Source organism: Clostridium sp. C8-1-8, assembly GCF_009928445.1.
Lineage (GTDB): Bacteria > Bacillota > Clostridia > Clostridiales > Clostridiaceae > Clostridium_AR.
In genome coordinates, this window is record NZ_JAABNO010000008.1 from 132,209 (window position 1) to 146,605 (window position 14,397).

Annotated in this window: 12 protein-coding genes; all 12 read right to left on the minus strand. The window is 32.5% G+C overall.

The genetic code is table 11. The annotated features are described in order from the left end of the window. Window positions 1-2: 2 nt before the first annotated feature. Window positions 3-2,294, minus strand: a complete 2,292-nt coding sequence (locus tag GXK57_RS10565; RefSeq protein WP_160675567.1) for a DNA translocase FtsK — start codon at window positions 2,292-2,294, stop codon at window positions 3-5. A gap of 77 nt (window positions 2,295-2,371) precedes the next feature. Then, window positions 2,372-3,070, minus strand: coding sequence for a ClpP family protease (locus GXK57_RS10570; RefSeq protein ID WP_160675570.1), 699 nt, complete (start codon window positions 3,068-3,070; stop codon window positions 2,372-2,374). A 52-nt stretch (window positions 3,071-3,122) separates the two neighbouring features. After that, entirely contained in the window at window positions 3,123-4,316 is a 1,194-nt protein-coding gene (gene dapG / locus GXK57_RS10575; RefSeq protein ID WP_160675573.1) for an aspartate kinase, read from the minus strand. Window positions 4,317-4,331: 15 nt separating this feature from the next. Further along, complete coding sequence (locus GXK57_RS10580; RefSeq protein ID WP_128213925.1) at window positions 4,332-4,607, minus strand: YlmC/YmxH family sporulation protein; 276 nt, start codon at window positions 4,605-4,607, stop codon at window positions 4,332-4,334. A 51-nt stretch (window positions 4,608-4,658) separates the two neighbouring features. Continuing rightward, on the minus strand, window positions 4,659-5,954 hold the full coding sequence (locus tag GXK57_RS10585) for a pitrilysin family protein (RefSeq protein ID WP_160675576.1): 1,296 nt from the start codon (window positions 5,952-5,954) through the stop codon (window positions 4,659-4,661). A gap of 273 nt (window positions 5,955-6,227) precedes the next feature. Continuing rightward, entirely contained in the window at window positions 6,228-8,336 is a 2,109-nt protein-coding gene (locus tag GXK57_RS10590; protein WP_160675579.1) for a polyribonucleotide nucleotidyltransferase, read from the minus strand. 412 nt (window positions 8,337-8,748) lie between these two features. Further along, window positions 8,749-9,012, minus strand: a complete 264-nt coding sequence (gene rpsO / locus GXK57_RS10595; protein WP_128213928.1) for a 30S ribosomal protein S15 — start codon at window positions 9,010-9,012, stop codon at window positions 8,749-8,751. A 118-nt stretch (window positions 9,013-9,130) separates the two neighbouring features. Next, a complete protein-coding gene (locus tag GXK57_RS10600; RefSeq protein ID WP_160675582.1) occupies window positions 9,131-10,060 on the minus strand; it encodes a bifunctional riboflavin kinase/FAD synthetase in 930 nt (309 codons plus the stop codon). A 10-nt stretch (window positions 10,061-10,070) separates the two neighbouring features. Further along, the gene (gene truB, locus GXK57_RS10605; RefSeq protein ID WP_160675585.1) at window positions 10,071-10,949 is read right to left on the minus strand and encodes a tRNA pseudouridine(55) synthase TruB; all 879 of its coding nucleotides are present in this window, start codon (window positions 10,947-10,949) and stop codon (window positions 10,071-10,073) included. Window positions 10,950-10,951: 2 nt separating this feature from the next. Then, window positions 10,952-11,905 (minus strand): bifunctional oligoribonuclease/PAP phosphatase NrnA, encoded by a 954-nt coding sequence (locus tag GXK57_RS10610; protein WP_160675588.1) that lies wholly within the window; start codon window positions 11,903-11,905, stop codon window positions 10,952-10,954. A gap of 2 nt (window positions 11,906-11,907) precedes the next feature. Continuing rightward, window positions 11,908-12,258 (minus strand): 30S ribosome-binding factor RbfA, encoded by a 351-nt coding sequence (gene rbfA / locus GXK57_RS10615; protein WP_160675591.1) that lies wholly within the window; start codon window positions 12,256-12,258, stop codon window positions 11,908-11,910. Window positions 12,259-12,272: 14 nt separating this feature from the next. Then, the gene (infB, locus tag GXK57_RS10620; protein WP_160675594.1) at window positions 12,273-14,369 is read right to left on the minus strand and encodes a translation initiation factor IF-2; all 2,097 of its coding nucleotides are present in this window, start codon (window positions 14,367-14,369) and stop codon (window positions 12,273-12,275) included. Between the last annotated feature and the right edge of the window lie 28 nt (window positions 14,370-14,397).

Below are 14,397 nucleotides of genomic sequence, written 5' to 3' on the forward strand. Positions count from 1 at the left end.
TTCTACATATTCTCAAGTTCTTCCTTAGTTATAAGTACTTGCCTTGGCTTACTTCCATCCTTTGGCGATATAATATTATTTTCTTCTAGCTGTTCCATAATTCTTGCAGCCCTATTAAATCCTACCCTAAGCTTTCTCTGAAGGAAGGAGGTAGATGCTTGACCAGTTTCAACTACTATTCTTATAGCTTCCTCTAAGAGTTCATCTCCATCATCTGGATTTGCCGTATTTGAAGAAGAAGTAACCTCGCTATTTATATGATCTATTATCTCAGTTTCATAAGTTGTTTCTTCTGACGTACCCTTTATGAAATTAACCACCTGCTCCACTTCTTCCTCTGAGATAAATGCTCCTTGAATTCTTACAGGTTTTGCCTCTCCCACAGGGTAGAAAAGCATATCCCCTTTTCCTAATAATTTTTCAGCTCCAGAAGAGTCTAGTATGGTTCTTGAGTCAATCTGACTAGAAACAGCAAAGGATATTCTAGACGGAATATTAGCCTTAATAACTCCTGTGATGACATCTACAGAAGGTCTCTGTGTTGCAATGACAAGATGCATACCTGCAGCTCTAGCCATCTGCGCTAGTCTTGCTATATAATCTTCCACATCATTAGGGCAAGCCATCATAAGATCTGCAAGCTCATCAACAATTATTACTATCCAAGGTAGCTTCTCTGTAATGATTCCCTTGTCAAATAAGTTATTATACGATTCTATATTTCTTACACCGCTATCAGCAAATAATTTATATCTTCTAGTCATCTCATTTACTGCCCAGTTTAATGCTGCCGCAGCTTTTTTAGGGTCAGTTACTACTGGAATTAATAGTTGTGGAATTCCATTATATACATTCAATTCAACAACCTTAGGATCCACCATTAAAAGCTTAACTTCCGCTGGAGAATATTTGTATAGAATACTTATTATCAAAGTATTTATACATACACTCTTACCAGATCCTGTAGCCCCTGCAATTAATAAGTGAGGCATCTTACTCAAATCTGCTACGATTGACTTACCAGCTATATCCTTTCCAAGTGCAAAAGCCAAATTGCTTTTTGAATTTATGAATTCATCAGAATCCAAAACTTCCCTAAGAAACACTGGAGTAAGTTCCTTGTTTGGCACCTCTATTCCTACCGCTGCTTTTCCTGGAATAGGTGCCTCTATTCTTACACCATTGGCTGCAAGTCCTAAAGCTATATCATCAGATAAATTGACAATCTTACTTACTTTTACTCCAGCACTAGGCTGTAACTCAAATCTTGTTACTGAAGGCCCTTTTGTTACTTGTACAATTTTCGCCTCTACTCCAAAACTATTTAAAGTATCCTCTAATTTAGTTACGTTTTGAAGTAAGTCTTTTTTATCTTCTTTCTTTAGTTTTGATGCAGAATTTACATTTAAAAGCTCAGTGGAAGGAATTTTATATTCAGTTTCCTCTGAAGATAACAGTCTCTCTGTTAACTCTTTATTTACATCCTCTTTAACTTCGTTATCTAAAGCTTTTTTCTTATCTGAAGTTCTATTACTATTAGCAGTAGTATCTGTTATTTCAACTTTTGTTGGAGCACTTTCTGACACCACTTCTTCATGAATAGATGCATTCTTCATAAAGTCCAATATTTTTATTTTATTATTTATTCCATTTATGAATTCATTTTGATCATTATTTTTTTCCTCAAGTACAAGGAATTCTTCTTTAGTCTCTACTTTATTAGACTTTTCAACATTCTTATCCTTTTTCTCTGGTAACAGCCTAATATTCATGTTTATTGAATCTAAAGAAAAATCAAAGCCAACAATAAAAAGTATTACGTATACAGCTATATTAATAATAAATGTACCTATTGTACCTATTAATCTATATATAGGCAAGGTTATAGAAAAGCCAATAACTCCACTGTGAAAATAGCTTTTAGAACCAATTATAGCTTTTAAAGAGTTGGTAAAGCTAGTACTATCGTAATAGTTGCTTATTGAAATAACTTGTATAAATATTAATGAATTTATTATACCGGCAGTTAAAATTATAAAAGTTTTAGAAAGTATTATACTTCCTTTAGATTTTATATATATTATTGATAAATAAATCATATATAAAGGCAATATAAAAGTACCTATTCCAATTGCTGATGTAAAAAAATACTTAGAAAAATATGAAAGATACCCAGCTGCATCCGTATATATACTTATAGCTAATACCAAACTTATAGCTAATAGTATTATTCCAGTAATATCTGAGTTCTTCTTTTTCTGATTTTTTTTACTTGAAGTTTTCTTCTTTGCCATATTCTTCACCCCTTTTACTACTTCTACACACAGAGCTAAATTTCCTCCAAAAACCATAAATAAACCATAGGATTTACCTATGGTTTATTTACACTATCTATCATTGAGTTCAATTTGTCAAGTGCCTCTTTTATACCCCCAACTTCATCTATAAGCCCATAGTCCACTGCTTCCTTACCTACTAAAATAGTTCCCATATCATTCAAAAGCTCATCAGTTTGAAGCATAAGAGTTCTAAGGGTTTCTTTGTTTATATTAGAGGTTCTTACTATAAATTCATTTATACGCTCCTGCATTTTATTAAAATACTTAAAGGTCTGAGGAACTCCAAGTATTAATCCATTCATTCTTATAGGATGTAGTATCATTGTAGCAGAAGGTGATATAAATGAGTAATCAGAGGCAGTTGCTAATGGAACGCCTATAGAGTGTCCTCCACCTATTACTAGAGATACAGTAGGTTTGCTCAGACTTCTTATCATCTCAGATATAGCAAGCCCAGCTTCTACATCACCACCAACAGTATTCAAAATGGTTAAAATACCTTCTACTTTATCATTTTGCTCCATTTCTATTAACTGAGGTATTACATGCTCATATTTAGTGGTCTTTGTTTGCGGAGGTAATACACCATGCCCCTCTATCTGACCAATTATAGATAATATATGAATTCTTTGCTGCACATCTTGAGTAGAATTCGTATTGCCAAGTTCCTTTATGGATTCAATTTTATCATCTGTTCTTTTTTCTTCATTTTTTATTTCGCTCATGATCATTCCTCCTGTACTACTATATTTTGTACAAGAGAGTAATCATTTATTCAATTATTTACATAAAAGCTTTATGAAGTACATTAATTGCTTTTTCAACATCGAAGGAATGTATTAAGCACCATATAGTAGCGTGAGAATCTGCTGTTTGAAGTACTTCTATATTATTATCATCTAAGGTTCTTATTATCTTTGCCATTACTCCAGGAATTCCCTTCATTCTAGAACCTATTAAAGAAATTTTACTACATTCTTTAACCAAATGATAAACAATACTTCTATCTTTTAATATTGTCTCCAGCTTTGTTAAGTCTTCTGAATCTATTGTAAATATTTTTTCTTTAGGAAATATATTTATAAGATCTAAACTTATCTTATTTTCAGCTAGGGTATCCAATACCTTCTTATATTCATTTTTATTTTCGTTGTCTGACTCAGTTATAGTCACTTGAATTCTTCCAGACATGTGAGTAATACCAGTTAAAATACGAGGATCGCTGCTATCACCAACATTGTCAATAACTGTACCTTTGCACTTAGACATAGTATTTCTTATTACAAGAGGTATATTGCCTCTCATAGCTATTTCAACAGCTCTTGGATGTATAACTTTGGCTCCTTGATCTGCAAACTGAAAGACTTCGTTATAGCTAATCTTATCTATTAAATTAGCATCTTCTACTATTCTTGGATCAGCAGTCATAATTCCATCCACGTCAGTGAATATTTCTATCTGCTCACTTTTAAGAGCCACACCTAATATAGATGCTGAAGTGTCACTTCCACCTCTTCCTATGGTAGTAAAATTGCCTTCGCTATCCATCCCTTGGAATCCGCAAACTACAGGCACTATACCTTCGTTTAATAAATGTAGAATTCTCTTTGTATCTACATCTAATAAACGGGCATTAGAAAAATCGCTATTAGTTATTATACCAGCTTGTCCTCCAGTTAAAGGAGTAGCTTTAATATTATTTATATACAGCTCCTGGCATAATACTGTAGAACTAATTATTTCTCCACAACACATCAACATATCTGTTGTAAGCTTGTTTGCTTTTTTAAAATCACTATTTAATAGTGAAAGTAGTGTGTCTGTGGCATAAGGATCACCTTTTCTGCCCATAGCAGAAACTACAACAACAGGTGAATACCCTTTGTTTATTGCTTCTTTAATTTTTTCGATGACTTGTTCTCTTCTTTCAGATGTAGATACTGAAGTTCCACCAAACTTTTGTATGATGATTTTCAAAATATCACTCCTTTGTTAAAGCTTAGTTCTTTTAATCATTTCCTCTTCAACGTCAAGAATAATTGTTTTCGCGCCTATCTTTTTTACATAATCCCATGGTATCTCAAGGAATTCATCTCCACCAAATAGGCTAAACTTTGATATATTAATATTAATGATAAGAAATTTTAATTTTCCTTCATCATCTATAACTATATCATTGCTTGATAAAGAATTGTACTTTTCTCCATCATTGACGTTTATTATTTCATATCTTTCCATCTCAGATAAATACTTAATATTGTCACTCATGATAGCACACCTCCTTAACATCAAGTTATGATACCAAGGAGGATTTTATGCTTAGATATTTCCTTCACTAGTATTGTATGCAGCTATATCTTTTTGTGCTAGCGTGGACAATGTATCTAAATCAATTTCTTTTCCGACAAAAGCTCCGTTTATAATTCCAGGCTTGAAGCATTCTTCAAGCATGCTATGTACAGTTTCAAAGTTTATTCTATCAATTTTGCTTATTATATCTTCTGGCTTATTTATCTTATTTAAAAACAGTACTGATTTACCATTGCTGAACATCCTACTGCTAGTGCTTTCTAGGCCTAGAACATAATTTGCTTTTATCTTTTCTTTATTAATATCTAGTTGCTCTTTGGTTATTCCTTTTGTCATAAAAAGCTGCAATTCTTCATTTATTGCTTGAAGTGTCTGCTCAGCATACACCGGGTTAAGTCCTACATAAATGTTCATCATTCCAACATTTTTATATGACAAAGGATATGAGTATACCGAATAACAAACTCCCATTTCTTCACGAATCTTTTGAAAAAGTAAAGAGGAGGCTCCACCACCTAAGATATTATTAAGAACTATTAAATTATACCCATTATCTTCACCAATTGGAACCCCTTTTAAGCCTAAGTTTATGTGAAGTTGTTCAATATCTTTTTCTGCACTGACAAAATTATTCATTAAGCTTGGAGTAGAATACTCAGTTACAATGTCTCTTTTCACAGACCAGTTACCAAAATAATATTCTACTAACTTTATAAGTTCTTTATAATTGAATTTCCCACAGATTGATAATACAGAATTTTTAGGTGTATAGTGTGACTCTATATATTTTGTTATAATTTCTCTGTTAAAAGACCTTACTGTATCAGGTGTTCCTAATATTGGATAGGATAATGAATCATCACCAAAAGCAGCTTTAGCATGAATATCAGAAAGTACATCTTCTGGAGTATCTTCACCCATATTTATTTCTTCAACAACAACTCCCTGTTCTTTTTGAATATCTTCTTCACTAAATTTAGAATTGAACATCATATCAGATAACACTTCTAAACATAGTTCTGCATGAGTAGAAAGCGCTTTAAAATAATAACAAGTAGACTCTTTACTTGTATATGCATTTATTTGGCCTCCTACATTCTCAATATCCTCTGCTATCTTCTTAGCACTTCTGTTTTTTGTACCTTTGAACATCATATGTTCTATAAAATGTGAGATACCATTATTATTTAGATTTTCATTTCTTGACCCATTTTCAACATGTAATCCTATGCTTATAGAGTCAACGTGATCTATATATTCTGTTACAACTCTTAGGCCATTGGATAATGTGTACAGATTATACATAAAAATACCTCCTTATAATAAAAAATTCTATAAAGGTGCTACTTTAAAGAATTTTCTGCGAATCCGCCTTTTCAAGTTCATTGAAAAACATCCTTCAAGGCGATATATTTTTTTAGTCTTTCGATTATATTGTGCTTTTAATTATATGTTATATACTAATTTGCTACATCTATTAATATAGTTTTTAAAATGAAAAAATCGCTAATGCGACTTTCATTAGTGATTTTTTGAATATAAGAATAAAAAGGCAATTTTTAAGTTGCCCTTTCATATTTATTCTTTTGGCTTTTCTTCTTGTGATTCTGCTATAGCATCTTTTCTAGATAGGTTTATTCTTCCTTGATTATCTATATCAGTAACCTTTACTAATATTTCATCACCAACAGATACAATATCTTCAACCTTATTTACTCTACTTACATCTAGTTTAGAAATGTGAACCAAACCTTCTTTATTAGGTAGTATTTCAACAAAAGCTCCAAATTGAGCTATCTTAACAACCTTACCTAGATAAATTTCGCCTGCTTTTACTTCACGAGTAAGTCCATCTATTATCTTTAATGCTTCTTTAACACCTTCATGATCTGAAGAAGATACAAAAACCTTACCATCATCTTTTATATCTATCTTAACACCAGTGTCAGCAATTATCTTATTAATTACTTTTCCACCAGCTCCGATTACGTCTCTAATCTTATCTGGATCAATTTGTATAGCAGAAGTCTTAGGAGCATATAATGAAACTTCTTCTCTAGGGCCTGGTATACATTCCTTTATCTTTTCAAGAATTCCAAGTCTTGCTTTTCTAGCATCATATATAGCTGTTCTTATACAGTATTCTGATAACCCAGCTATCTTAGTATCAACTTGAATAGAAGTTATACCTTGTTCTGTTCCTGCAACCTTAAAGTCCATATCTCCAAAGAAATCTTCGATACCTTGTATATCAGTTAAAACTTCTTCTTCTGATAAGTCTTCTGAAGTTATCAATCCCATAGCTATACCAGCTGCTGGTCTCTTAATTGGAACTCCTGCATCTAATAAAGCTAATGTTGATCCACATACAGATGCTTGTGATGTAGAACCATTAGAACTTAAAACTTCTGAAACTAATCTTATTGTGTATGGGAACTCTTCTTCTGATGGTATAAGTGGCTCTAAAGCTCTTTCTGCTAAAGCACCATGGCCTATTTCTCTTCTACCTGGCCCTCTTAAAGGTCTAACTTCACCAACGCTGTAAGAAGGGAAGTTATAGTGATGCATATATCTTTTAGATTCTTCTTCTCCAATACCATCTAAAATCTGAACATCTCCTATAGCACCTAAAGTAGCTACAGTCATAACTTGTGTAAGACCTCTAGTAAATATACCAGTTCCATGAGTTCTTGGCAAAACTCCTACTTCACAGTTTATTGGTCTTACTTGATCAAAAGCTCTTCCATCAGGACGTCTTCTTTCATGTAAAAGCATATCTCTTACGATTTCTTTTTGAATTCTATATACAACATCGTTAACATCAGACATGTTGTCAGGATAAATTTCAGCAAAATGATCTATTACACTCTTCTTAACTTCATCCATTTCTACATTTCTTTCGTTCTTATCAATAATGTACATAGCCTTCTTTATCATCTCAAAAGAGTATTCACGTACTGTCTTTTCTAAATCAGCATCAACCTTATATATTAAAGGTTCCTTCTTTTCTTTTCCATAAAGCTTCATTGCTTCTTCTTGGAATGCAACTATACCTTTACATGCTTCAAAACCAAAGTTAATAGCATTGATCATAGTTTCTTCTGGTATTTCATGACCGCCAGCTTCTATCATCATAACTCTATCTTTAGTTGCACATACAGTTAAGAATAATATACTTTCTTCTCTTTGTTTTGATGTTGGGTTAAGTATAAACTCATCACCAATTAAACCTACTTGTACTGCAGCTACTGGAGTTGTAAATGGGATACTTGATAGACAAAGAGCAGTTGAAGCTGCATTTATCGCAAGAATTTCTGGAAGGTTATCATTCTCTACAGAAACTACTGTACAAACTACTTGTACGTCATTTCTATATCCTTTTGGGAAAAGTGGTCTAAGCGGTCTATCGACAGCTCTACCATTTAGAATTGCTTTTTCTGAAGGCTTACCCTCTCTCTTGATAAATCCTCCAGGTATTTTTCCTACTGCATATAATCTTTCTTCATACTCTACACTTAGAGGAAAGAAGTCAATCCCCTGTCTTGGTGCTTCTGAAGCATTTGCATTTGTTAATATTACTGTATCACCATAACTCATAAGAATAGCAGCATCAGAAAGCATTCCAATCTTTCCAAATTCTACTTTCATTTTTCTACCAGCTACAGTGGTTTCATGAAAATGGTTCATGTGTTAATACCTCCTTCCGGTTACTTATGTAAAACTTTACTTTAAATTGTTTAAAAATCGCTAAAGCGAGTTTCATTAGTATTTTCTAATCTGCCTTTAAAAAGTTTAAAACTAAAGCTAAAGGCGGATTTTTTGATTTTACTCTTATGTCATAACTATTTTAAATATAATACAGCATAGTTATTCACTGATTTATAAAAAACGCAGTTGATTTAAGAGTAAAATTTGTCCAATACACTTTTTATAAATTATTTTACGTGTATTTTCTTCTGAGGATTTGTATAAGAAGGTTTTTATAGACTAATATATATTATTTTCTCTTTAAATCTTAAGAAATTATTCATTATTTACTTAAAATTTTACAATTTTGTAGAGAGTAAAATAATAGAGCGGTATAACCGCTCTTATCAGATTAACCTCTTATACCTAATTTTCCGATTATTGCTCTGTATCTTTCGATATCTTGAGAAGATAGGTAGTTTAAAAGACCTCTTCTTTGACCAACCATCATTAGAAGACCTCTTCTTGAATGGTGATCCTTTTTATGAACCTTTAAATGTTCAGTTAAGTAGTTGATTCTCTCAGTTAATAGTGCTATTTGCACTTCTGGTGAACCAGTATCTCCTTCATGTCTTGCGTGTTGAGCAATAATTTCTTGTTTTCTTGCCTTATCCATTGTATACACCTCCAAAATTATCCCCTAGTTCCAAGAAAAAGATGGCAAACCTTTGATCTTAGGATTAGGTTCTCAAACGTATTATAGCAGAACTGATTTTCGTTGTAAATGAATTTTTTTACAATCCCTTTAGTTTTTTTCTCGATTCTGCAAAATTTTTGTCACTTTTCAATTGTTGCGTTAACGCTTCTAGACTATCAAACTTCTCTTCATCTCTTATTCTCTCTAGGAAATATACTTTTAATTCATCACCATATATGCTTTTATTAAAGTTTAAAATATAAGTTTCTATAGTAATATTCTTTCCATCTACAGTAGGATTATAACCAACTGAAGTTATACTTTTAAACAATTTACTCTTATAAATCGTGTTAGTATAATAAACTCCTATCTTAGGTAAAACAGCATTTGAATCAACTTCTATATTGGCAGTAGGAAAACCTAACTTTCTGCCTAACTGTTTTCCTAATACAACCTTACCTCTAAGAACGTAGGGTCTAGTTAACAATGCATTTGCGCTGTCTAAGTCTCCTTCAGCTAGAAGGTTTCTAATCTTAGTACTGCTTATTATATTTTCTTCATTCATTAATGCACCCATTATATGAAGTTCAAATCCATACTTTTTACTTAGAGTTTTTAGAAGCTCCACATCCCCCTTATTTTTAAAGCCAAATCTATAATTAAATCCAACAATAATACCCTTTGCATTATAGTTGGTTAGGAGTTGTTCTATAAAAGCTTCAGGCTCTATCTTCATAAAGTTCTCATTAAAATTCACAAGGCATGCAACATCAATACCAAGTTTCTCAAGAATTTCAAGCTTTGTTTCATTATCAAGAAGTAACTTAGGAGCCCTTTCCTTATTCACAACTGTTAATGGATGATTCCTAAAAGTATATACCATGCTAGAACAATGGTTCTTCTTAGCTAGCTCTATGGTTTTACTTATTAAGCTTAAGTGACCTAAATGTAAACCATCAAAACTTCCTAGAGCTATATAAGAAGCTTTTTCTAAAGAGATTTTGCTATTTTCATCAATAATTATCATCTTTGTACCTCTAATCTAATAATAATTTTTCTAACTTAAAGCCATCCCTATTCATTTTACCTAGCCCAATTAAAGACTTCTCTTTACTATATACTCTATATAACCTATCAAAGTCAAGTTTTTCTTTAACCATACTATTGTCACTCACTCTTACACCATTAATTAATAGCTTAGCAAACTTATCATTAACTGTAATACTATCATAAAACTTTAGTGCTTCTTCTATTGAAATAATATAATCACTTATATTAGATTTCTCTAACTCCTCTAGCGTAACACCATTCTCTAAAGTAAATGCACCATTAGCTGTTCTACATAATGCAGTCATTACAGCACCAACCTTTAGCTGTTCTCCTATATCAAAACATAAGCTTCTTATATAAGTCCCTTTAGAACAAGTTACATCCATCGATACAAAAGGCAATTTTATCTCTATATTAGCTATATCGTAAATAAAAATTTTTCTTGCTTGTCGCTCAATTTCTTTACCCTGCCTAGCAAGTTCATACAATCGCTTTCCGTTTACTTTAAGTGCTGAATACATTGGCGGAACTTGTTCTATCTCGCCTACAAATTTAGATATTACCTCAGCAACTTCTTCTTCCTTAATATGGTCAGTTGGAGAAGTTTTTATAATAGTTCCTTCTAAATCATATGTATCTGTTATAACGCCTAGCTTAAAGGTTACTCTGTATGACTTTTGATTTTCCATAATATAATCTATTATCTTAGTTGCTTTTCCCATGCAAACAGGAAGAACCCCTGAAGCTTCAGGATCAAGGGTTCCTGTATGTCCGACCTTTTTCTCCTTGGTTAAAAATCTTACTTTCCTAACCACATCAAAAGAAGTCATCCCTGTGCTCTTATTTATATTTATTATCCCATTCATATCTATATCTCTTCTTTAATTTGATTTAAAACTAATTTTTTTGCCTCTTCTAAAGATATATCCTTCATTGTTATTCCTGAGGCCCTTACATGTCCTCCACCACCAAAAACAGAGGCCACTTTATTTACATTCAAATACTTCTTAGATCTTAGACTCACTTTTACACCGCCGTCTACTTCTCTAAATAAAACAGAGCCTTCCACGCCTCTTATCTGAAGTCCTTGTGAAATAATATCAGACGAATCATCTAAGATCATATTTAGTTTTTCTAATATCTCTTTACTTATCTCCATAACTGCAAGTTTTCCATTAAACATAAGCTCTGTGTTACTAAGCACATAACCTGTTAATTTCAACTTTTCATATGGCTTATTGTCAAATATATTACTGTGAATATCTGAATGAGAAATATTGAATTTCAGAAGTTCTGATGCAATTATATGTGTAGTAGTAGTGGCATTAGAATGTCTAAAAGAACCGGTATCTGTAACTAAAGAAGTATATAAGCATCTTGCTATATCGCTATCTATTGGAGCCTTTAATAGGTTTATAAGCTCATATATTATTTCTGCTGTAGCAGCAGCATTAACATCAAGATAATTAAAATCACCGTAAAGATCATTTGACATATGATGATCTATATTTATAACAGTTCCTTCAAAGTTATCAAGTTCTGCTGAAATTCTTTCTTTATTGCCACAATCAAGTATTATGACACAATCTGTACCATCCTTAGGTTTTACACATTCTCCATTTAGCATATTAGAAAAAGGAAGGAAGCTTAAATTATATGATATCGCATCTTTCGATATCATATAAGCTTCCTTACCAATTTTTCTTAAAGCTTGACATAACGATAGAACGCTGCCAGCAGCATCACCATCGGGAGAAACATGAAATGTAATACCTATTTTATTCATCTGTAAAATTTTATTAGCAATTTCATGTAGTGTCATTATTATTTCTCCTTTATCTTCTCTAAAAGAGAATCTATATGCATTCCTTTTTCAATAGAATCATCTATTTGAAAAATCACTTCAGGTGTATGCCTTAAATTTATTCTGTGTCCAAGTTCTTTTCTAACAAATCCACTAGAACCTTTTAAAGCATTAAATGAAGCTTCTTTTTCCTCTTCACTTTTACCAAATATACTAAGGTATATATTAGCATATCTTAAATCTTTTGTAACTTTTACATCAGTGACACTGACCATAGCTGTAAGTCTAGGATCTTTTATATTATTTCTTATAATATCACTAACTTCTTTTTTCACTTCTTCGTTAATTCTTCCGCCTCTATAATTAGGCATGAAAATCACCTCTTTTAAAGTTCTTTTCTTTGAATGGCTTCCATAGTAAAGGCTTCAACGATATCTCCTTCTTTGATATCATTAAACTTTTCTAAGCTTAATCCGCATTCATATCCTGCATTTACTTCCTTAACATCATCCTTAAATCTCTTTAATGATGAAAGTTTACCTTCTAATATAACAATACCATCTCTGATAACTCTAACTTCTGAGTTTCTTACTAATTTACCATCTAAAACATAAGATCCAGCAATAGTACCAACATTAGAAATCTTATATGTCTGTCTAACCTCAGCTCTACCTAGAACAACTTCCTTATATTCTGGTTCAAGCATACCTATCATTGCTGACTTTATATCTTCAATAGCATCATATATTATTCTGTAAGTCTTTATATCTACCTTTTCTTTTTCAGCTATAACTACAGCATTATTATCTGGTCTTACGTTAAAACCTATAACTATAGCATTAGAAGCAGTTGCAAGAGTTATATCAGTTTCAGTTATTGCACCAACAGCTCCGTGAATTACTCTTACTCTAACATCATCAGTAGATAACTTTTCTAAGGATGATCTTATAGCTTCAACAGAACCTTGAACGTCAGCTTTAACTATTATAGCTAATTCCTTAACTTTACCTTCTCTTATTTGACTATATAAATCTTCAAGAGATACTCTGTTTGAATTATTAAAGCTTTCTTCACGATGCTTTTCTTTTCTTGATTCAGCCATCTGTCTAGCAGTCTTCTCATCTTTAACAACTATGAATCTATCACCTGCTGAAGGAACATCAGATAAACCAAGTATTTCTACAGGTATTGAAGGACCTGCTTGCTTAATCTTCTTACCCTTGTCATCAAACATAGCTCTAATTCTACCATAAGTTGAACCAACTACTATAGAATCACCGGAATGTAGTGTACCATTGCCAATAAGTAATGAAGCCACAGCTCCTCTACCTTTATCAAGCTTAGCTTCTACCACAGTTCCCTTAGCTCTTCTTGATGGATTAGCAGTTAACTCTAGCATTTCTGCAGTTAAAAGAACCATTTCTAATAGAGTGTCTATACCCTCATGAGTTTTGGCTGAAACTGGAACGCATATTACATCTCCGCCCCAATCTTCTGATACTAGACCGTATTCAGTAAGCTCTTGCTTAACTCTATCGATATTGGCACCAGGTCTATCCATCTTGTTTATAGCTACAACCATAGGAACATTTGCTGCCTTACAGTGATTTATAGCTTCAACTGTTTGAGGCATTATACCATCGTCTGCAGCAACTACTAAGATAACTATATCTGTAATCTGAGCACCACGAGCTCTCATAGCTGTAAAAGCTTCATGTCCTGGTGTATCCAAGAATGTTATCTTTTGATTGTTAACATTAACAGTATAAGCACCTATGTGCTGAGTTATACCACCAGCTTCTGACTCAGTAACCTTTGCTTTTCTTATTGCATCAAGTAAAGATGTCTTACCATGGTCAACGTGTCCCATAACAGTTATTATTGGAGGTCTGCCTTCTAGGTTTTCTTCTTCTTCAGTTTCAACTTCCTCATCAAAAGTTTCTAAAGTAGATTCTTCTTCCTTTTTAATTACTGTAACTCCATATTTTTCTGCAGCTTTTTCAGCTGTAGCAAAATCTATTTCTTGATTTATAGCAGCCATTACACCAGTAAATATTAGAGTTTTTATGACATCAGCACCAGGCTTATTTAGCTTTTCAGCTAATTCCTTTACTGTTATAGTGTCACTTATTTCAATAGTTCCACCATCTAGTTCTGCTGTTTCGTCCTCTGAATCTGAAGACTCATCATCTGATCTCTTTTTCTTTCTCTTCTTACCTGCTTTATTAACTTCTTCAGCAACCATTTCTTCATATTCATCTACTATGGTTTTAGAAATTTCTTCTTCATCATCTGAGCCCTCAGGTATTAATGTATTTCCAGTACCTGCTAGCAGTTCTTTTATAAGTTCTGCATCCTCATCTTCAATCACGCTCATATGATTCTTTACCTCTATGCTAAATTCATCCATAAGCAAAGTGATAAGATCCTTACTTGCTACATTTAATTCTTTTGCCAATTCATATACTCTTATTTTTGACATAGATTCACCCCCGACAAAATTCGTTGGA